The following is a 20,954-nucleotide window of genomic DNA, read 5'->3' as shown; positions in this document are numbered from 1 at the left end:
CTGTAAAGTTTTTTAACTTTCTTCAATTTTAGTATTGACTTTTTATTTGCAGGCTGAAGTAACGAGAATGCGACGCGCAGTTATTCAAAATTAATAGAAATAATCTGTTCTTCCTCAATCCCATGCTCTTTTAAATAATTGCGATAAATTTCCAGAAGCATAGATTTTCCACAACGTCGTACACCTGTAACAATTTTAATCAACTGCTTATCTTTCCAGGCTATCAGTTTTTCTAAATATTCTTTTCTTTCTATAATCATAATAATGCTCCCTTCTTTTTTACTAATTATATTCCAAAATAGATACAAAAATAAATAGTTTTAGGATTTCAATCCAAAAACTATTTATTTTTATATTTTTATCGGAGCAAGAGTCAACTTACTATCTGTTTCTGCGTGAATCAATATTTTTTTACTGTATTATTCTCCTCCACATAGCTATCATTTTCCCTTGAGATATCGTTTTAATAAGAACGTACAGAAATATGGAAATGTATAAATCCCGTCTTCTATTCCAATATTACTGTCTGCAAGTTTTATTCCCCAGTGAATATCTCTATAAGAATCACCGGATATCAATTGCCTCAATGACTTAGACCGGTTCCTGTTCGCCTTCACTTCTACCGGAACCAACTCATCCTTTGTTCTTACAAAAAAATCTTCTTCCAAGGTAGCATTTTCTTTTTTATAGTAATATAGTCCAAGCCCCTGTTTCACAAACGCCTCTGCTACAAAATTTTCATATAAAGCACCTTTGTATACTCCAAGATTTTTATTCGCCCGAAGGTCTTCTTGTGCTTCCTCATCTAATGAAGCAATCAGCAATCCTGTATCTGGATAATAGATTTTGAATTTTGAGTCATCATAGTTTCCCTTTAATGGAAGCTCCGGATACTGCAGACAATAGCATACAGAAATCACACCTGCATCTTCGAGCCAGGTTATACATCCCATATATTCTCGACTTCTGGCTTTTTTGTCTATTTTACTTAATTGAAATTTTTTATTTTCTTTTGCAAGCTGTACAGGTACGTTCCGATAGACGCTTACAATTTTAGTCTGATCCAGACCTTCAGCGTATTTTCTGATATCCTCTTCATAATCCATCTGGATCTGTCTCTGGATTTCCAGAGTATCTGTAAAAAGATTCCTTTCAATATATACTTTTACTACTGCAGGCATACCGCCAAGTACACAATATTCCAAAAACAATTTTTTATAGACTGATAATTCGGTTTCTGAAAATGGAGTTCCTGTCTGCATATGTTTCAGGATATCTTCAATGTGCTTCTCTGAGTATCCTTTCGCCCACAGAAATTCTTCAAAATCCATCGAAAACATTTCATAATCTGTTTTATATCCCACACTGTTACTATGAATTTTTCTGTAATTGATTCCAAGCAAAGAACCACTGCATATGACATCAAATCTTCCATCTATCCTGAATGACTTCAGAGCAGTTGCAATATCCGGAAACTCCTGTAATTCATCAAAAATAATCACAGTGTCACCTGCTATAAATCTTTTTGATGTATCTATCATAGAAATATTTTTTATAATATCTTCAACAGCATATCCGTCACTTAATATTGTTTTATATTTAGGTTCCAGAACAAAATTAATACTCACAATATTACTGTAATTTTGTTCTGCAAAATGATTAATAGATTCCGTTTTTCCAATCTGCCTTGCACCTTTTATAATTAACGGAAGTCTTTCTTCATTTTTTTTCCACTCCAGCAGGTACTCATCTATCTTTCTTTTTAAATACATAGAACCGCCTCCTTTCTTCAAAACTATCACGTTTTATGAGCATTTGTCAATCTATTCTTCACGTTTTATGAGTTTTTATTCATAATATTTTCACGTTTTATGTTAAAAATCAAATTACTTTTCTTGACTACATTTATTCTTATTTCTGTACGTTAAGTCCCCATCCACTGCTTATTGCTTTTCGCAATCACGTAGAGTGCTTATTTGATTCAATAAAAAAATAAATGCAGCCCCTATATCTCTTTTTTCCTGCTTACAGATATAGAGGCTGCATTTGCCTTTACATTTATTTGTATGTAGCGTTGCAAAATCGCCATTATAGAATCGACTGTCCTTATACTTATAAAATACTGTATAAAGTTGCAACATAGTAATATTTAAAAATAAGTTGTAATTTTCCGATACTCTGCCGGTGTCATATTCATCTGGCCAGTAAAAACCCGGGTAAAATATTGTAGATTGGGATATCCTACCTGCTCTGCTATCTGAGTAATCTTTAAATTAGAAGAACGTAACAATTTTTTTGCCTCCTCCAAGCGCAGTTCTGCAAGAATTTCAGAAAATTTTCTTCCGGTAGCCTGTTTGATAAAACGACTGATATACGAGGGATTTCTGTTTACATGTTCTGAAACATTTGTCAGACCGATTGGTTGTGAAAAATTATCATTCAGATATTTATAAATTTGCTGGATTAGCTGATTCTGATCATTATTATGCATACTTTGAATATTATCTGCAATATACTCCAGCCAATATTTCATATAGTCTGCTTTTGTCTTTCTTTCCGATTGTACATGAATCTGTTGCTCAAATGATTCCGTAATCTTATTTTTGCTTTCCTTATCCAATGGAATTCCTGAAAGAAATAAAAATATATTGGCACCTATCAACTCCATGATATTGTTAAAATATTTTTCTGTCTCTTTCTCTGTCTCATCGATAATCTTCTGCATCTGTTCGAATATTTTTTTCTTATTACCGGATCGAAGATATCTGATCAGTTCTGTAATTGCTTCTGTAACATCGAAAAAGTCATTTTCCTTATATTCCATCGGTAAATCCTGATATGAAAGCAGCTGCGTACATCCCGTATCTTTTCCGTATTCCAGACATTTCAACACTTCCTTTTTCATCTGTTGAATATCAGACAGATTTTCAGAATAATGGCTGACAGCTATCATACAATCCAGTGGCTGCAACTGGGCCAGTTCTCTTCTGATCAGCTCTAATTTACTGCAGAATTTCCACAGTGTCTTTTCTTCTGTTGGCCAGATCATATAAAAGATACCACCATGTTCCAGTGCCAGTATCTCTTTAAATTTTTTCAGAAAAAATTCATGGATTATATAACTGTAATAGCTCTCTTCTTCCAAAGGCATACGATTCCTGTCATATGTAACAGCCACCACTCTATATCCGTTTATTGCAATCCGCAGCTTCTGCTTTTGCAGTTCCATCTGTTTTTCTGAAAAAATTACAGGTTGAAAAAAGAGTTTTTCCACAAATTGTTGTCTGATCAGCTCCTGATTTTTAACAAAATAATCCTGGAAAATCTGATACATTTCCGTATGTTTTTGTTCTGCATGAAATGCACTAATCGCTCGATTTAAGCACTTGATTGCTTCCTGTTCATCTACGGGCTTTAAAAGATAGTCAAAAACTTTATACTCTATTCCATATCTGGCATATTCAAACTCTGCATATCCAGTCAGAAAAACAATTTTTGCTCCATAATCCATTTGATCGATCTGCTTTGCCAGATCGATTCCAGTGATGCCCGGCATACGAATATCTGTCAAAATAACCCCAGGTTTTTCCTGTTCAATATAATCCAATGCCGTCTGTGCATCTGTAAAAGCACAAACCGTATGCATACCCCGTAGTCCCGTTTCCATGATCCTTTTTAATTTGTCTGATATCAATGGTTCATCATCTATAATTACCACTTTCATATCCTTTTTCCCCCTTTGTTTTGGGAATACAGATGGTTACTGCTGTCCCAGATGGCTTTACATGTTCCACAGTCAAACCATATTCTTTTCCATACAGTAGCAAAAGTCTTTGCTGAATGTTAAAGATACCAATGTGTTCCTTCTCTTTCAGTATTCCATTTTCTCTTATTTCTTCCAGCTGTCTGATAATAGTTTCCGGCATCCCATTTCCATTATCTTTTACAGTAATATAAATTGCATCTTCCGTTTCCTTCCCGGTTACTGCTATCATTCCTGTTTCTTTCAATTCTGAAACCCCATGGACAATTGCATTTTCCAAAAGCGGCTGTATCATCAGCTTCGGAATGTAATATTCATATAATTGTTCCGGTATTTCTACCAGACAGATAATATGTTCCTGAAAGCGCATTTTCTGAATATACAAATATTGATTTACATACTTTAATTCTTCTTCAATCTTTAAAAACTGTGCCCCTTTAATAGACATTCTCATAATGCTTCCAAGAGATGTTACCGTCTTTTTAACTTCCGTAGTCTTACCCATATCAGCAAGACTATTAATACAGTCTAATGTATTATATAGAAAGTGTGGGTTAATCTGAGCCTGAAGAGATTCAATCTGGGCATCTTTCATTAACAACTGCTGTTTATATACCTGCTGAATCAGCAAGTCAATTCTTTCCAACATCGCATTATAAACATTTGCCAGTTCTCTAAATTCATCATTGGAATCAACCTCAACATACGCATTGGAATTTATCTCTGTAGTCTGACGTAATTTTACAATAAATTTCTGAATCTGTTCTGCAATTTTAGCCGCCGTTATGAATAATGCAATTGCAATAATTGAAATTGCAGCCAAAATCATCACCATCTCTTTGAAAAAAATTTTATATACACTCTTAAAAAGCAGATTTTTATCCAAAATTCCTACAAGACTACACCCATCATATTGAAGATTATATCTGATAATTTTATAATTTCCGGATGGTTCTTTCAAAATAGTTTTACATTTATCATTAGATAAATTTGAACCATTAACCAGAATATTATTTTCTGAATCCAATATGAGAATAGCGTTCACATCTCTATCCTCTCCTGTCTGTATGATTTTTTCCATACCCGTTTTGTCAATATCCATCATCAGAAATCCGATTTTTTCATCACTTTTTTCTATTTGGGGAACGTAGATATTTCTTGCAAAAGTAATCATATTTTTCCTCACGGGATTTATACGAAGCACCGGCTTTCCATGCTTTTCTTCTGCTGCTTCTTTCAGTATTTCTGCAAAATCATTTGTCTGTTCTATTGTATTATAATAAATTGCATTATTAATATATAATTCGTTAAACTTATTATAAATACACACATTCATTAACGCATCCTGATTATTTGTAATAAGAGATCCTATCTGATAAGAAATCATATCAGTCAGTTTTTCCTGCTCTTCAACACTTAATACACTTTGACGAGTATTTAAATATTCCTGCACTTCATCTGTATAATATAAAAATTTTATGGTAGCCTGATTATAATTATCTAATAATGTATTAACCAGCTTCTTTTTTTCCATAAAATTTTGTTCTGTCTGATCATATACCATCTGCTTCATCTGATCAAACATAATAACTGTAGTACTATAAAAAATTAAAAAATATCCTAAAACAACAAATGGGAGACAGGAAATAAGTAATTTATTTCGAATCGTTAATTTTCCATAAAACTTATATAATCGTCCTTTTTTTTCCTTCATCTCTTTTTAGTACCTCTCTTACAAACAGGAATCCCCGGTATAGCGCATATATCATGCGTCTATACCGGAGATTGATTCAGCAGATTCTATCTTCTGTATATAACACAGAAGCTAAAGCCTTTTGGTAAAAATACACTTCGCTCTTTGTCGTACCACACTCTTCTTTTTCTCCAAGCAAATGCTTTTCTAATATTTCCTGAATACAGGCAATCTGGTCATCTATATAGATGCTTCCGATTGGTCGAAGATAATGACCCGGAAAAATAAGTTCATATGAATTTCTTAATTGAGCTAATTTTTTCAATGATTCCAAATATGTACTCATTGTATCAGAAAACGTATCAAACATCAATACTGGCGTACTTACAACAGTATCTCCGGAAAATAGTAATCTGTATTTTCTGTCTAATAAACAAATTCCATCTTTAGTATGTCCTGGTGTATCCAAAACCTCCAAATCTCTATTTCCAAGATGGAAAACAAATCCTTCTTCTATTCCTTTCATCTCAAAGTCACCCATAATTGATGCATCAAATTCCAGGCTTGCTTCATAATTGTATTCTGGACGGGCTTCCTGTGAACGGAAAAATTCCTTACGTGACTGCAGATTATTCTGTTCCTGAATAACCGGAATTGCTTTTTTATGTGCATAAACCATTGAAAAGCGCCCATTTCCACCCACATGGTCATAATGATGATGCGTATTTACTACATCATAAGGCAGATGAGTCATTGTTTCTACTACTGACCGTATATTTCCTATTCCAATGCCAGTATCAATCAATAAGGCTCTTTCCGTTCCAATAATCAAATACATAATATCTATACCAAACTCATCAATTGCCCATACATCCCTTGATACCTGCTGAAGTGTAAAACCATTTATCTTTTTTATGTTCATATTATCTTCATAAAATGTACTCATCTTTACTTCTCCTGTCTTTTTTATTTTACTGCACCCGCTGTTAAACCGCTTGTAATATGTTTCTGTCCTACAATATAAATAATTATAATTGGTATCATACTTACAACTAATCCTGCAATCAAAAGATTCCATTGAGCATTAGTAGAAGATTTAAACATATATAAATTAACTGTAATTGTACGAAGGTTCACATCGCTGATCATAATACTCGGAAGTAACAGATCATTCCATGTCCAAAGGAAAAACAAAATGCCAATTGTCACTGTTGTGGATTTTACCAGTGGCAAAATAATCTGCACCATTGTTCTGAAAGGTCCCGCACCGTCAATTGCAGCAGCCTCTTCCAACTCTCTTGGCACACTCTTCAGAAAACCAACATATGTCATAACACCAAACGATGTATAAAACCCACTATAAAATATAATCAGTCCTAAATGCGTATTAGTCAGTCCCAGTTTTGTAGATAACATAGAAATTGCAATCATAACTGCATGAAACGGAATAATCTGTCCTACTACAAACAATGTGTATAATTTGTCACCTTTCTTTTGAGGAAGATGTGAAATTCCATATGCACTCATAAAAGACACGGCACTGGCAACTATGACAGTACATACCGTCACAAACAGCGTATTGCGAAATACTGTCCAAAAGTTCATAATCCGCATTGCTTCAGAAAAATTTTCCAGATATAAACTTTTTGGAAATGAGATAAACGAGGTTAAAATATCATTATTCGGTTTAAACGCATTCATGATAATAAGAAAAACCGGAAGTATAAAGATAATTCCAAGGCACAGCCACAAAATACTTTTAAAAACTACTGTTTTATTCATTCCTTCTTTTTCCACTTTACATCTGTACCTCCCTTTTTCTAGTAATCTTAAGCTGAATCAATGCAATAATACCTACCAGTAAAAACAGTATTATAGATTTTGCAGAGCCATATCCCATTTTAAACGAACCAAATGCATCATTATATATATTCAGTGCAATTGTCTGTGTACTATTTGCCGGACCTCCACTAGTCAGTGATAACGGAATGTCAAATGCTTTGAAAGCTCCTGCAATTGATACAAAGAGATTAATTGTAATTGTCGGCATTAACAATGGCAATTGGATATAAATAATTTTCTTAATTCCTGTACATCCATCCAGAACAGCTGCTTCCAACACATCTTTTTGTATTGTCTGCAATCCTGTAATATATAACATCATAAGAAAACCGGTAGACTGCCATGTTGTTACTAAAATAACTGTAAAAGCCGCAGTACCTGCATTTCCAAACCAGCTGATATTAGCCAATGCATCTATGTGCAAAATTTTGGCCAGATTTGGAATGGCTCCTGTAAAAATAAAAGACCATACAAAAGAAACCATTACACCACTGATAATATTAGGAATAAAAAATAAAGAACGTATTACGCCTTTACACCGTACATTTGAATCTAAAAAATATGCTATTACAAAGCCTATTAAGTTTGACATTAAAATTGATATTACCGCCAAAATTAAAGTAAATACCACAGAATGAATAAATGTCTCGTCTCCAAGAAGCTTAGTGTAATTTCCCAGACCGACAAAATCTTTATTTCCTTTTATCAAATTCCAATTATAAAAAGACGCCGGAAGTGTTCCTAAAAGTAATGGACCTGCAAGTGCAAGAACGTATAATAACATCGACGGAATCGTAAGACCAAAATAAAACCATTTATTTTTTTTACAACAATCCAACATAAAATTATCTTCCTTTCTGATAACAAAAGCTTCTGCAACATTTCTGCAGAAGCTTCTGTTACCACTTATACCTTTCCCGATTTTACTTTACTCAAGAAGCTCTGAAAATTTCGAATCTAACTGATCTAAAGTAGTATCCATATCCGTTGTTCCGGCAAAATATCCCTGAATTACCGGCCCAATCATATCACCAGCGCCGGACACAAGCTGTGAGTATACCCATGGTCTTGTCTGGTTATTTGACATATAATTCTTATAATCTTTGAAATACTGATATTCTGTTGACATTGTAAAATCCATTGCAGGTGGTGCTGCGCCCATCGAATCAGCACTATAATGCATCCATCCATTTTCATCTGTGTTATCACTCAGATAATTCAAAACCTCACGCACTGCATCCAGATGTGGAGTATTCTGATTTACTGCAATACAAATTCCTACATCTACATCAAGTTTTGCATCTTCCTCATTTTCTGTAAGTGGTACTCCAAACAGACCAACCTGTAAATCCGGATTAATACTTTGTGCATTCAGAAGAGAAAATTCTCCTGTCACAATCATAGCTGCTTCACCTGATGCAAATGCATTAAAGCCTGATGTGGAATCTGCATCCATATAATTTCCACCGGAATTTTCTTTCATCATATCCATAAACTCAAATTCAAGTGAAGAATTATCATTCCTGAAACTTCCTTTTCCTGCATTCATATCTGCAACCCATGACTCATAATCTCCAACTGCTGCTCCCTGCAGACAGCTAAATAAATGATTCAATGTCCATGTCTCTTTATAGGTGGCTGCAAATGGTGTAATACCACTTGCCTGAAGTTTTTCACATACTTCTTTCATTTGTGAGAATGTTTTCGGTACTTCTGTAATTCCAGCCTTTTCAAATAACTCCTGATTATAATAAACTCCCAGCATTTCCAGATTCATTGGATACGCATAAATTTTTCCATCATAGCTGCATGCATCTTTTACAGAATCATAAATCTTTGTTGCAAATCCTTCCTCGCTCAAATCCACAATTCTGTCTGTTGCTGCAAACTGCTGCACCTGTGTATATGGATTCAGGAAAAACATATCCGGAAGATCATTAGATGCCACCTTTGCTCCAAGATATTGACTATAATCTCCTGATTGCATTTCAACTACAAAATTAATTTTATCCTGGCGCTTATTAAATTCATCTGCACCTTTCTGAAAATTATCTGCTGCTCCAGAAGACCACACCGCTAATTTAACGGTTTCTTTTTCGTCTGAATCCGCTTTTACAACTGTTGCTCCACTAATCATGACTGTCCCCATAGCGACTGTCATCATCAGGCTAATCATCTTTTTCCTCATAAAAACTCCTTTCTTTTACCTGCTTTGTCCTTTTGTTATTTTAGAAGTACTTCTTTTGTTAACAATATAATACCAACCTCTGCCTCCTTTTTCCATACGTCAGATTATGACAAAACATATACATTTTTTTACCTTTACTCAAAAAAGACGCAACCCACATTTCTGTGACTCACGCCTTTCTCTACTTATATTTTCGTCATCCAGACTTTTAACTCTGCTTATGATAATTTACTGATGGCAACAGATCTTACAGATGGCATCACTTTCCACAGCACTCCACAATGGCTTTTTCCATATCTTCTATCTGGAAAGGTTTTGCCAGGTGTGCAGTCATGCCGGCTGCGAGACATCTTTTGGCATCTTCCTCAAATGCATTTGCAGTCATTGCAATGATCGGAATTGTTTTTGCATCTGCCCTGTCCATGGCACGTATGGCTTTTGTTGCTGCAATACCATCCATAACAGGCATCATGACATCCATTAATATGGCATCAAAAATTCCCGGAGGATTACTTTCGAAGTACTCCACCGCCTGTCTGCCGTTTTTTGCAACTGTAACCTTCGCACCGTCATCTGTCAGCAGCATTTCTATGATTTCAGCATTAAGCTCATTATCCTCGACCGCCAGCAGATGCAATCCACGAATATCATATTGCTCTGCAATTTCCTCATCCTTTTTCTGTTCCCGGGCAATCTCAAAAGGAATGGTAATGACAAACACAGATCCAACTCCCACCTGACTTGTCACTTCAATACTTCCATTCATCTGCTCAATCAAGCCTTTAGTGATCGCCATTCCCAGACCGGTTCCCTGATAAACACTACGGGCATCTGTTTTTTCCTGTGAGAACGGATCAAAAATATGACTCAGGAACTCCGGACTCATCCCTATACCTGTATCAGAAATCGTCCATCTGTATGTACAGATCCCATCCTGTACATCTGCAGCCTCCATTACCGTAGTAATCTTTCCTCCCGGCTGGTTATACTTAATACAGTTTCCATAGATATTCAGAAAAATCTGACGAAGATGCAGTGAACTTCCATAGACATACGGATAAGGAATATCCTCCTTATTTTTCTCATAAATCCACTGAATATCCTCATCTGCTGCCCTGTGAGTGATAATGCTCTCAATCTCATAGACCAGATCTTTGAGACAGATATATTCATGTGTCAGAACAATATGACCTTCCTCTATTTTACTCATCTGCAGAACATCATTGATAAGGGAGAGCAGGTAATCCGCTGCTATCTTCATCTTTTTATGATTTTCCCGTATCAGTGCCTTATCCTCAAAATGAGTCTCGTCAATCTTTAACAGACCAATCATACCATTCAGAGGTGTTCTGATATCATGGCTCATACGGCTGAGGAAATTCGTTTTCGCCCTGCTCTCGGCACGCATCTCATTGAATGCGGCCTGAAGGCGCGCCTGTTCCTGCTCATCCCGTTCATGCCTCTGTGTGGTATCCTGCAACAGAATGATTGCATAGATCATGGGTACCTCAGCAAGGATTTCTGTATCAAACACTACCACTCTGGTCATAAGAACTGTTTTCTGTACCCAGCGGATACTTCCATCGTCTTCGCGGGCACAATACTCCACAGACATATTTGTTTCTCCGTTCTCAAACCTCTTACGAAGCTTTTCACAATTATCGGTCATACAATAACCTGCAATTGTTTCCTGGGTGATTTTTTTCTCATATTCCCAACAGTAATCCTGATAAGAACATGGAAGCGGGTAGTCCATAAAAAGTTCCCGGCTCTTCTGTTCTTTTCCATTCAGTACGATCCTTCTTTCCAGAACATCCTTTGTCAGATTTACTGTATAAATCACATCTGACAATTCCAGAAGCGCATCCACATAGCTGTCATTTTCCAGGATTGACTGTTTCAGTTGTTCATAATAGAGCTGCAGCTGCTCCTTTGCCCCTGTCTGGCCTTCAGAAGTCTTTCGGATGGTTTCAAATGCCAGGAGAAAATGATGCAGCTTTTTATCCTCATCCCAGTCCACCGGAATCAGTGTCAGGCGGTTATATGCCCCCTGTTTTCCGATATTATACTCATATTCCAGCACATCTTCCTTCGTATGTATTTTCTTTTGAAGCTCCGAAATCTCCAGCCCTTCACGGATATCTGCCTGACAGGACTTTTCAATCTGTTCCTCTATGATCTGTTCCACAGCACCGGAATATGCACCATCAGAAGCCAGGAAAAAATTTTCACTGGAACGAATCGCCCGATAGGTATCCATCCTGGCATCACAGTACAGACAGTCTGAGAAATTACTGCCGTGCTGATTAAGCAGTTTTAACAGCTGATATCCCTGATGCTTTTCTGCTGCGGCCTCTTCCCTTTTTACATGATTCTTATTGATATACATGTTTTTGTCTGCGCAGTTAAACAGTTCTCTCATTGTACTTCCGGGAAAATCGCCGGCCAGTGCAAATCCCACCGCATAGCTTAGGGGAGTATCCGGATACACTCTGGATTCCTCTGTCATATCCCTGCGCACCTTTTCAAGACACTGTGTCATCTGTTCCCTGTCCAGTCCATGGGTAACTGCAAGAAATTCATCTCCACCTGCTCTTCCCACAAACTGCTCAGCCGGCATGGAATCCCGCAGGCAGATAGCAAATCTACGGATATAGGCATCACCGGCTTCATGTCCTCTGCTGTCATTAATACGCCGGAGATTATTAAGATCAAAACTGCAGACACCGGTATCTGCATCCGGTTCTGTCTCACTCAGCAATTCTTCACATTTATTTTTGTTCGGAAGTCCTGTCGCATCATCCAGATATACTTTTCGCTGCAGTAAACGGTTCATTGCCGCATATTGTATTGCTTTGATAAATTCATATCCGATCAGCAGCATCAGCACAACAATATCTGCCGTGATATATTTTTCAAGCAATGATAAGGATGTGGCTTTTTTCTGTGAATATTTTTCGGCCAGACCTGTTGCTTCATCACAGATCACAAAAAACTCCTCACTTTCCGGAATAATATCTGTGTTTCTGGCCCCTTTAAACCTCACAAGATAAATTTTCTTATACAGGTCAGAGAATTTATCATCCAGTTCCTGCATTTTATTCTGAAAATCAACATCATCAAGACGCACAAGATTTAATTCATCATTTCCATTTCGCAAACCATCAATAAAAGTTCTTATCTCATGGATCATCTCATTTTCCTGCTGCGTGGAAAGCTCCAGTTTTATGAGTCTCTGTGTCTCTCCCCTGACTAAACCGGTATAATTTACAATACGGGCCGTTCCCTGAATATCTGAGACAATTCCCATCATTATGATAATAAGGATAGCCAGAATCACTGCCAGAACACCAATACTGACCTGAATAATACTTGATTTCTTTTTCTTATTCTTTACTTCAGACATGGCCCTCCCCCTTTTGTTTTATTTTGGCAAAATACTTTCTGCACTCTAACTATTTTACCGTACTTTTTCCGTTATGCCTACCACAAATTTATTAATACTATATCGATTCCATAAAATAATGCTACCTTTTCGGAACCATATGGTTCTGTATAGTTGCAGTAATGCATATTAATTAAGAGGCTTGCTATAAATTTCCAAACAGGCATCAAAAACACCCGGCAAAATTACTTTTCATAATCTGCCGGGTGTTCTCTTTCGCCCTCTCTGTATAGATTATTGATAATGTCTTCCAGACGGTCGAAGTTATATTTTTCTTTTTCAGTTTTTTATTTGACTGCTCCGGTAATACCTTCTGCAAACTGTTTCTGTAATACAAAGAATACGATCATTGTAGGAATAGAACAGAACAATACACCGCACATCAGCATACCATAATCTGTCACATAACCTGTGATCAGGTTGGCGATCAGCATTGGCATGGTCATTGCCTTGTTGTCTGTCATGATTACCTTTGGCCACAGATAAGAGTTCCATGCATTCATAAAGGTAATAACAGCAGCTGCCGCATATGTAGATTTCATTGTAGGAATGAACATCTGGAAGAAAATCCTTACTTCGCTGAGTCCGTCAATACGTGCAGCTTCAATAATATCAACCGGGAATGATCTGGCATTCTGACGGAACATCATGATCATAAACGGCGTGGAAATAATCGGAAGGATAAAACCTACTGCTGTATTCAAAAGTCCTGCCTTGGAGAACATTTTGAATAACGGAACCATAGTTGCAACCTGCGGAACCATCATAGCCAGAAGCAGGATTGAAAATACTCTGTCTTTCCACTTATCATGGTAAACTTCAAATCCGTAACCTGCGATAGAGCAGATCAGAAGACAGATCACTGTAGTAAGGATTGCATAAAAGAAAGAGTTTCCAAGTGCTCTCCACAGTGGCTGCTGGGATGTAAGATTACGGAAGTTTTCCATAAAATGGCTTCCCGGAATAATTCGTCCACGTGATACATCTGTGGATGTATTAGTTGCAGCTGAAATCATCCAGTATAACGGGAATACTGAAATAAATGACACGATGATCAGAAAAATATAGGTTGGAATCAATCTTCTCTGAATGGCTGATTTGTTTTTCTTAGTCACGTGTATCACCTACTTTCAAATTAATAAATGCAAGTACAGCTACCATAATGAATATGATAAATGACATTGCTGCTGCATATCCAAAGTTTGGTACGTTAATAAAACATGTATTGTAAATATAGTGGGACATTGTGATTGTTGAGTTTGCCGGTCCACCCTTTGTCAGGTTGACAGACTCATCGAACAACTGCAGTGTACCATTAATTGACATGATGAATGTCATGATAATTGTCGGTTTCAGAAGCGGAACTGTAATCTTCCAGAAAGTCTTCCAGCCATTGGCACCATCAATCTTTGCTGCTTCATATACAGAATATTCAATATTCTGAAGTCCTGCCAGATAGAATACCATATTATATCCTGTCCATCTCCAGATCAGCGCAAGGATAATTACAATCTTGGCACTGGCTGAATTTCCCAGGAAGTTATAGCCGGTAGATAAGATTCCAAGTTTGATCAGAATACTGTTGATTAGACCATCTGTAGCAAACATAGAACGGAAGATCAACGAATAAGATACCAGGGATGTCGCACATGGAAGAAATACACAAGTACGGAAAAATCCCTTAAATTTCAAATCTTTGTTATTCAGAAGCTGTGCCAGAAGAATTGCCAGTATCAGCATGATCGGCACCTGAATGATCAGATACAGGAATGTATTTGCAATAGACTGCTGAAATACCTTGTCTGCCAGAATACGTTTATAGTTGCTAAAGATCGGATCTGCAAATCTCATATTTGCTCCGGCTCCGGTCTGCAGGGAAATGATAAATGCACGTATCATTGGATAAAAGCTCATGATCGCGATCATGATAGTTGCAGGAGCCAGGAACGTCCATCCTGCTGCCCTCTGCTTGCCAAGCAGAGACATACCTTTTTTCTTAGAATTCACGTGAACTCCTCCTTTCAAAAAACTCTGTAACTGTTCAGCATTTTGCCGGACAATTACCAACTCTTTGCAGTAAGATGGGGGACTGCTGGTAGTCCCCCGCACTTACCTGTTTTCATTCACTTAATCACTGTCTACAGATTGCTTCACAGTTTCACTGTTCCCGCAATCCTGACATCATCTGATCCTGCGATCAGAATTTATTCAGTCATCTTGAATGCCAGAGTATCCTGAGCTTCCTGAAGGGCATCTTCTACAGGTGTGCCGTTTACGATATTTACAACTGCTGTGTTGACGCATTCTCTTGATTCATAATGATACGGTGTTTTTGTGAACTCCGGAATATGAGAAGAGTATTCTACAATTGTGGAGAAGATTGGCTGTCCACCAAAGAATTCATTTGGCTCGTTGTAAACCTTAGATTCACCTGCCGGCAGATAACAGGAGATTGCACCTGCTTCCGGAAGGATTGTATCATAGAACTCTGTGCTGGAACCAAATGTACTTGCAAGGAAATCTTCTGCAAGTTCTACATTCTGGCAGTTGGATGTAACATACCAGGAAGATCCACCATTGTTTGCATAGTTTGTAGCTGTATCAACATCGTCTACTTTAGGCATTGTTGTGATCTGCCACAGACCCTTCTGATCTTCTGTAGACATCAGAGTAGCTGTGATCCAGTTACCATTTACAATACCTGCTGCCTCACCGCCTGTAATAGTAGCAATATATTCATCCCAGTTATTTACAAGTTTAACAACGTCATTCTTAACCAGATCTACATAAAGATTGATGCATTTCTCTGCAACTTCATTGCCTACGATGTAAGCTTCGCCATCTTCGTTTACGAAGTTAGCTCCGCAGGACTGCATCATCATCATCAGAGTATCGCCACCTGTAGCTTCACTTGTAAGAAGATATTTTCCGGTTTTTTCATGAACATCTTTACCGATTTCCATGAACTTGGACCATGTGATATCTGTCAGATCATCAATAGTATATCCTGCCTCGTCAAGGATATCTGTACGATAGCATGCAATAACAGCACCATTATCAAACGGAACACCATAGTGTGTATCATCTACCATGGAATAGGACTGTTTCAGTTTACCAAAATCATCCCAGTTAATGTTGATATCTTTCAGATCTGTGAATGCATCCGGATAGCTCTTCAGATATTTCTGATAGCTGTTGTCCTGCATAAGAACGATATCAGGAAGTGTGCTGTAATCGCCTGCATTTGCTGCTGTTGTCAGTTTAGTCTGGCAGTCATCAGAAGATGTCTCTACGATATCTACAGAAAATCCCTCATGATCTTTTGCATACTGATCTGCTGCGATCTGCATGGATTTGATGTTGAAGTTCTGATCCCACGCCCATACAGTTAACTTGTTGTCATCATCAGATTTCGCAAAAACAGCTGTAGCTGATCCTGCAAAGGATGCTACCATAGCACCGGTCATTAATACTGCGAGTAATTTTTTTCTCATATTTATATCCTCCTTTATTAAGCTTATTCTTTCTTCCGAATCGCTTGTAAGTTGATTATAGCATCCGATTTTCAGGTATAGTTTGCATAACCGCACACATAATGTGCAATTTCGACCATTTTATGTATTTTGCACTATTAAAAATATTTAAAAATATATTTTTTGTTCACTTTCTCATTTACTATGTTTTTACTATATAATTTTAATAACGAAGGCCACTTTCATGGACAAAAAAATATATATTTTTGTCTTTAAAAATGGCTTTTGTTCTTATTTCATAAATTTTCCGTTCAATTTTTGTACATATTTTACAGTTTTTAATTTATTTTATGCAAAATAGACTTTTTCAGGATATTGTGTTTTCATCGCATGAAGCAGTTCCTCATTAAGATCAAGAAGCAGTTTTATTTTGTGCCCGTCTTCCCGGATGATCATTGTATAATAAGGAGTATCTTCATCATAAGAGGTATAATCGTATTTTTTCAGCTTCTCCGTTCCACCATTCTTTTTGTACCTTGCAACACTTTCATGCCAGTGCGGTGCCACTGTCTCCAGATTACTCAGTTCCAGTATATGAGCTGTTTTGCGATACTTCTTGCCATAGATCACATCTATTTCAAACTGACCGTTTTCCATCATGTATTCATAATCCTTCTGACTGAATATATCAAAGACAAAATACAGCCCTGCAAGCAGAAATCCCGGAAGCATAAATGCCTGGGAAATCGTGATTCCCATAACCACAAAAAGCACTGCAAAAATAATCATTACCACACGCAGGACTCCGGACATACTCTTTTTCTTTCTTGATACCTGCTCCACAATCTTATAGTTCATAACTTTTTTACCATCCTTCCTCTGAATGAATATAGAAATCCAAAAGCTGCTGTTCATAATTCTCCGGCCGCTTTCTCCATTCAACCGGAGTCACTCCCATTATCTGTCTGAAGTTCCTGTTAAACGTTGAATTGGTCGTGAAACCACATTTGTGCGCAATATCTGCCACCGGTATATCTGTTTTCTGCAGAAATTCACAGGCAGTATGAATCCGCACAGAATTAATATACTCCAGAGGACTTACCTTCATATGCGATGTAAACACTCTTCTGAAATGAGTTTCACTGATATGGCAGATCTTCGCCAGATCCTCTATCCGGATATCCTCCATATAGTGATAAGAAACAAAATCCAGTACGCGGGTGATCATATTTGTAAGTTTCCCTGTTTCCTCTTCCACCCTGTCTTCCGGTGAAGCCCGGTTCAGTCTGGCAATTTCTACTAGTAATGCCGCAAGAACTCCACTGGATTCTTCAATATAAAATTCTTCTCCCTCACGCATGATATTCATGATCTTAAGAATTTTTGCAGCTATAGAGGGGGACTCATTCTCTTTCAGAAATAAAGCCTTAGAATATATTCTCTGAATCATTTTTTCAGCCTTTACCGGATTGTTCAGAAATTTTTTCATGAAACCTTCCACATCTATGAAAAGATACTCCCATTTACTGACCGTACCCGGATCACTGTTAGTCGTATGAGCATAATTGGGTGGAATCACCGTAAATTCTCTTCCCGAAAACCGCATTTTAGCCTCACCAAACGCCATAACTCCATCCCCTTCGTAACAGAAACCAATCTCCAGATAATTATGAAAATGAAGATAATCCACATCATTTCCATAATTCTGAACCCACTTCTGTCCCAGAAGAGCCAGGATCGGACTTCCGGCAGGCATCTGATAATAACGGAATTCCATCTTCGGTTTTTTTCTCTTCTTTGCCATACAGTCACCTCATTTTCTGTTCTGTATTTTCACAATATGATTTTACCAGTTTTTTATATATTTTTCGATATTTTTGTACATTTTCCAACAAAAACATACAAAAACACCTGGCAGACTACTTTTTATAGTCTGTCAGGTGTTTTTCTGATCCCACACTGGATTGCATCTGTCGGGCAAACTTTCTTGCACCTGCCGCAGCGGATACATTCCGGACTGTTGGAGTTTTCCACAGGGTCTACGATCATCTGGCATGCTTTTGCACATTTTCCGCATTTTATACACTTATCTTTATCCACTCTGTACTTATACAGAGAGACAGGATTAAAGATGGAATAAAGTGCTCCCAGGGGACAGATATATTTGCAGAACGGACGGTAGATCATAATGGAGAGAATGATCGTTATGACAAGGATCACATTCTTCCATATGTACAGCCAGCCCAGTGCACTGCGCATGGATTTATTCAGAAGTACCAGTGGCAGTCCGCCCTCCAGTGTTCCTGCCGGGCAGATAAGCTTACAGAAGTACGGTGCACCCTGTCCCATAATATCCACCAGAAACAATGGAAGCAGGATCACAAATACTGCAAAAATCACATATTTCAGCTTACGAAGCAGCTTGTCGCCTTTGAATGTGCGGATTTTCTTAGGAAACGGAATCTTATTCAGCAGATCCTGAATCAATCCGAAGGGACAGAGAAAACCGCAAATCAGTCTTCCCACCATAGCCCCGATGAAGATAAGAAATCCCACCACATAATAAGCCATCTTGAAATTCCAGCTCCCTATCACAGCCTGAAGAGAACCGATAGGACAGGCGCCAACAGCACCGGGGCAGGAATAACAGTTCAGGCCCGGAACACAGGCATTTTTCAATTTGCCTGTGTAAATTTTGCCTGTGACAAAGCCGGTAACATGACTGTTTGTAATGAACGCCCACAGTGCCTGGATTCCGTGGCGGGGCCACTCATTGATCTTCATATTTTTTGTATTTTGTTTCTTATTACTTTTGTTATCGTTGTTCTTTTGATTACTCATTTATCCAATTCCCACACATTCCATACAGATGTTAATGGCTTTTGTAAACACCACTGCCAGCTCTCCGCGGGAAATCCCATATCCCATAAAGCAGGCTCCCACAAACATAAGAATCAACGCCGGCCATTTACTGTTCCATATTTTGCTGGTTTTTAATTTATCCATTTATTTTCCCTCTGTGACATTCTCCAGCTCTTTTTCCACGATCTCTTTCCACTCGTCCAGACTGTGGCTTCCGGAGTAAGTCTCACCTACAATATTTCCGTTTTTGTCAACAAAGAAGGTTTCCGGGAAAGCAGAGATTCCATTGAGACGTCCGTTCATCATTCCGGAATCCGGGATCAGGAATGGATAGGATGCCTTTGTTTTCTCCTGAAGTACCTGAGCCTTTTTCACTGCTTCCTCATCCTGCTTTCCATCACTGCCTACTGTATCCAGTGTCACGCCTACTACTCCTACTCCTTTATCCTTCATTTCCTGATAAAGCTTCTCCAGATCAGGAATCTCATTGACACATGGAGAACACCAGGTGGTGAAAATATTTACCATAGTCAGATCATATTTGCTGAAGATATCCTGTGTGTAAGTTTTTCCGTCAACTCCTGTTGTTTCAAATTTGCCTACATTTGTTCCTTCAGCTGCCTCTGTACTGTCAGAAGTATCCTGTGGCTGATCAAATGCAGAAAGCATCTGGAACGGGGTCATTTCTGTAAGTGTTACTTCAATCCCCTCCACGTCCTTTAACAGGTCTGCATCCGCATCTTTGTTTGTGCTGAGATAATATTTATATTTGCCGTCACTGCTGGTACCCAGTTCTTTATGCTCTGTGCAGCCGGTAATGGTATCCAGATCTTTCTGGGATTCCTCATCATACATTCCGATCACACCTACTCTGCTGAGACTTTTCAGCCAGTCGTCATATCCGGTGCCCATCTTGTCCACCTCTGCATCCTTCTGCTCATCTGTCAGGGTGCACCAGCTTGCTGTGGCATATGTGACTGCATCTGCATTGTCATTCCATCTCTCATCTGTAAACATGGAAATGTTCTTCTTCTCCATCTGCTCTTTCAGATCTTTGGAAATCCCTAATTTCATTCCAAGGAATGGATATTCATAGGTATCCTGTGCAGGCTGAGCAATCTCTGAGGGTTTGAAGGATCCTGCGATCAGACCTTCGGAAGCTGCCACACTGCCATCTTCTGCTGCCTGAGCATCCTTTCCATCCATCTGAACCGCACCTGCACCGGCTTCCTCTGCAGGCACTGAAAGAGTTTCCTCTGCATGTGCAGTTACAATACCTCCCATAGATGTCACACTTAATACACCTGCTGCAAAAATCGCCATTAATCTCATTCTTCTGTTTTTCATTATAAGTAAGCTCCCTTCATTTTTTACTGCTATGATTTTATATTACTTTTAAGCCAAGCCGATAAAAACATACACTTCTCTACCTGCTCCTAACCAAATAACTGCTTCACAGTTTAATTGGTTAATTCCTTATGTCTGTCCGCAGATTTGGATTTTGTCCCCGCATAACAGACATCGTTTTATTGATATGCACACATTATAGCATCTGAGAAATAAAATCTGTGTTAAGAAAATAACTTTTTTCAAAATTTTATTTCATGGCCAGTCACAGACAAATCTGAAACTTGGTGACATGCTCTCGCCACTTAAATCTTACAGATTTTGAAGTGGGAGCTTCCTGC

At 37.9% G+C, this 20,954-nt stretch carries 16 protein-coding genes and 1 pseudogene; all 17 read right to left on the bottom strand.

Features of this window, described 5'->3' with window-relative positions; genetic code table 11:
• Nucleotides 1-83 precede the first annotated feature (83 nt).
• A pseudogene (locus LJE09_RS14820) lies at nt 84-257 on the bottom strand (AAA family ATPase); the annotation flags it as partial.
• Nucleotides 258-440: 183 nt separating this feature from the next.
• Entirely contained in the window at nt 441-1,772 is a 1,332-nt protein-coding gene (locus LJE09_RS14815; RefSeq protein ID WP_118759336.1) for an ATP-binding protein, read from the bottom strand.
• A 377-nt stretch (nt 1,773-2,149) separates the two neighbouring features.
• Nucleotides 2,150-3,724: a response regulator gene (locus LJE09_RS14810; protein ID WP_118572953.1), complete on the bottom strand. Its 1,575-nt coding sequence runs from the start codon at nt 3,722-3,724 to the stop codon at nt 2,150-2,152.
• On the bottom strand, nt 3,702-5,297 hold the full coding sequence (locus LJE09_RS14805) for a sensor histidine kinase (protein WP_227311507.1): 1,596 nt from the start codon (nt 5,295-5,297) through the stop codon (nt 3,702-3,704). Before LJE09_RS14805 ends, LJE09_RS14810 begins: the two co-directional genes overlap by 23 nt.
• Before the next feature lie 256 nt (nt 5,298-5,553).
• Nucleotides 5,554-6,402 (bottom strand): MBL fold metallo-hydrolase, encoded by an 849-nt coding sequence (locus LJE09_RS14800; protein WP_118759339.1) that lies wholly within the window; start codon nt 6,400-6,402, stop codon nt 5,554-5,556.
• Nucleotides 6,403-6,422: 20 nt separating this feature from the next.
• The gene (locus LJE09_RS14795; RefSeq protein WP_227311506.1) at nt 6,423-7,253 is read right to left on the bottom strand and encodes a carbohydrate ABC transporter permease; all 831 of its coding nucleotides are present in this window, start codon (nt 7,251-7,253) and stop codon (nt 6,423-6,425) included.
• A gap of 1 nt (nt 7,254) precedes the next feature.
• The gene (locus LJE09_RS14790) at nt 7,255-8,139 is read right to left on the bottom strand and encodes a carbohydrate ABC transporter permease (RefSeq protein WP_118572947.1); all 885 of its coding nucleotides are present in this window, start codon (nt 8,137-8,139) and stop codon (nt 7,255-7,257) included.
• A gap of 87 nt (nt 8,140-8,226) precedes the next feature.
• Nucleotides 8,227-9,486 (bottom strand): ABC transporter substrate-binding protein, encoded by a 1,260-nt coding sequence (locus LJE09_RS14785; protein ID WP_227311505.1) that lies wholly within the window; start codon nt 9,484-9,486, stop codon nt 8,227-8,229.
• Nucleotides 9,487-9,745: 259 nt separating this feature from the next.
• Entirely contained in the window at nt 9,746-12,892 is a 3,147-nt protein-coding gene (locus LJE09_RS14780) for a response regulator (RefSeq protein WP_227311504.1), read from the bottom strand.
• Nucleotides 12,893-13,218: 326 nt separating this feature from the next.
• Complete coding sequence (locus LJE09_RS14775; protein WP_020993239.1) at nt 13,219-14,046, bottom strand: carbohydrate ABC transporter permease; 828 nt, start codon at nt 14,044-14,046, stop codon at nt 13,219-13,221.
• On the bottom strand, nt 14,039-14,938 hold the full coding sequence (locus tag LJE09_RS14770) for a carbohydrate ABC transporter permease (protein ID WP_020993240.1): 900 nt from the start codon (nt 14,936-14,938) through the stop codon (nt 14,039-14,041). Before LJE09_RS14770 ends, LJE09_RS14775 begins: the two co-directional genes overlap by 8 nt.
• 197 nt (nt 14,939-15,135) lie before the next feature.
• Nucleotides 15,136-16,425 (bottom strand): ABC transporter substrate-binding protein, encoded by a 1,290-nt coding sequence (locus LJE09_RS14765; protein WP_008705435.1) that lies wholly within the window; start codon nt 16,423-16,425, stop codon nt 15,136-15,138.
• A 327-nt stretch (nt 16,426-16,752) separates the two neighbouring features.
• Nucleotides 16,753-17,262, bottom strand: a complete 510-nt coding sequence (locus LJE09_RS14760; RefSeq protein WP_226840139.1) for a hypothetical protein — start codon at nt 17,260-17,262, stop codon at nt 16,753-16,755.
• A 7-nt stretch (nt 17,263-17,269) separates the two neighbouring features.
• Nucleotides 17,270-18,208, bottom strand: coding sequence for a helix-turn-helix transcriptional regulator (locus LJE09_RS14755; protein ID WP_227311503.1), 939 nt, complete (start codon nt 18,206-18,208; stop codon nt 17,270-17,272).
• Nucleotides 18,209-18,330: 122 nt separating this feature from the next.
• Nucleotides 18,331-19,245, bottom strand: a complete 915-nt coding sequence (locus LJE09_RS14750) for a 4Fe-4S binding protein (RefSeq protein ID WP_331466586.1) — start codon at nt 19,243-19,245, stop codon at nt 18,331-18,333.
• Nucleotides 19,246-19,410 carry a CD1871A family CXXC motif-containing protein gene (locus LJE09_RS14745; RefSeq protein ID WP_118509918.1) on the bottom strand — a complete coding sequence of 55 codons (165 nt, stop codon included), beginning with the start codon at nt 19,408-19,410 and terminating at the stop codon, nt 19,246-19,248. It abuts the gene before it with no gap.
• Complete coding sequence (locus LJE09_RS14740) at nt 19,411-20,613, bottom strand: TlpA family protein disulfide reductase (RefSeq protein WP_020993243.1); 1,203 nt, start codon at nt 20,611-20,613, stop codon at nt 19,411-19,413. It abuts the gene before it with no gap.
• Nucleotides 20,614-20,954 lie beyond the last annotated feature (341 nt).

It is taken from the genome of Blautia sp. DFI.3.45, from assembly GCF_020593505.1.
Classification (GTDB): domain Bacteria; phylum Bacillota; class Clostridia; order Lachnospirales; family Lachnospiraceae; genus Blautia_A; species Blautia_A wexlerae.
Note: the sequence above shows the minus strand (reverse complement) of the source record. Positions and strands in the feature narration are given on the sequence as shown.

What these genes read in the sequence shown, in the direction of transcription:
- LJE09_RS14810 (WP_118572953.1), bottom strand. Translation starts at nt 3,724, where the DNA reads ATGAAAGTGGTAATTATAGATGATGAACCATTGATATCAGACAAATTA.
- LJE09_RS14780 (WP_227311504.1), bottom strand. Translation starts at nt 12,892, where the DNA reads ATGTCTGAAGTAAAGAATAAGAAAAAGAAATCAAGTATTATTCAGGTC.
- LJE09_RS14790 (WP_118572947.1), bottom strand. Translation starts at nt 8,139, where the DNA reads ATGTTGGATTGTTGTAAAAAAAATAAATGGTTTTATTTTGGTCTTACG.
- LJE09_RS14785 (WP_227311505.1), bottom strand. Translation starts at nt 9,486, where the DNA reads ATGAGGAAAAAGATGATTAGCCTGATGATGACAGTCGCTATGGGGACA.
- LJE09_RS14755 (WP_227311503.1), bottom strand. Translation starts at nt 18,208, where the DNA reads ATGGCAAAGAAGAGAAAAAAACCGAAGATGGAATTCCGTTATTATCAG.
- LJE09_RS14750 (WP_331466586.1), bottom strand. Translation starts at nt 19,245, where the DNA reads ATGAGTAATCAAAAGAACAACGATAACAAAAGTAATAAGAAACAAAAT.
- LJE09_RS14745 (WP_118509918.1), bottom strand. Translation starts at nt 19,410, where the DNA reads ATGGATAAATTAAAAACCAGCAAAATATGGAACAGTAAATGGCCGGCG.
- LJE09_RS14800 (WP_118759339.1), bottom strand. Translation starts at nt 6,402, where the DNA reads ATGAGTACATTTTATGAAGATAATATGAACATAAAAAAGATAAATGGT.
- LJE09_RS14765 (WP_008705435.1), bottom strand. Translation starts at nt 16,425, where the DNA reads ATGAGAAAAAAATTACTCGCAGTATTAATGACCGGTGCTATGGTAGCA.
- LJE09_RS14760 (WP_226840139.1), bottom strand. Translation starts at nt 17,262, where the DNA reads ATGAACTATAAGATTGTGGAGCAGGTATCAAGAAAGAAAAAGAGTATG.
- LJE09_RS14740 (WP_020993243.1), bottom strand. Translation starts at nt 20,613, where the DNA reads ATGAAAAACAGAAGAATGAGATTAATGGCGATTTTTGCAGCAGGTGTA.
- LJE09_RS14805 (WP_227311507.1), bottom strand. Translation starts at nt 5,297, where the DNA reads ATGGAAAAAAAGAAGCTGGTTAATACATTATTAGATAATTATAATCAG.
- LJE09_RS14815 (WP_118759336.1), bottom strand. Translation starts at nt 1,772, where the DNA reads ATGTATTTAAAAAGAAAGATAGATGAGTACCTGCTGGAGTGGAAAAAA.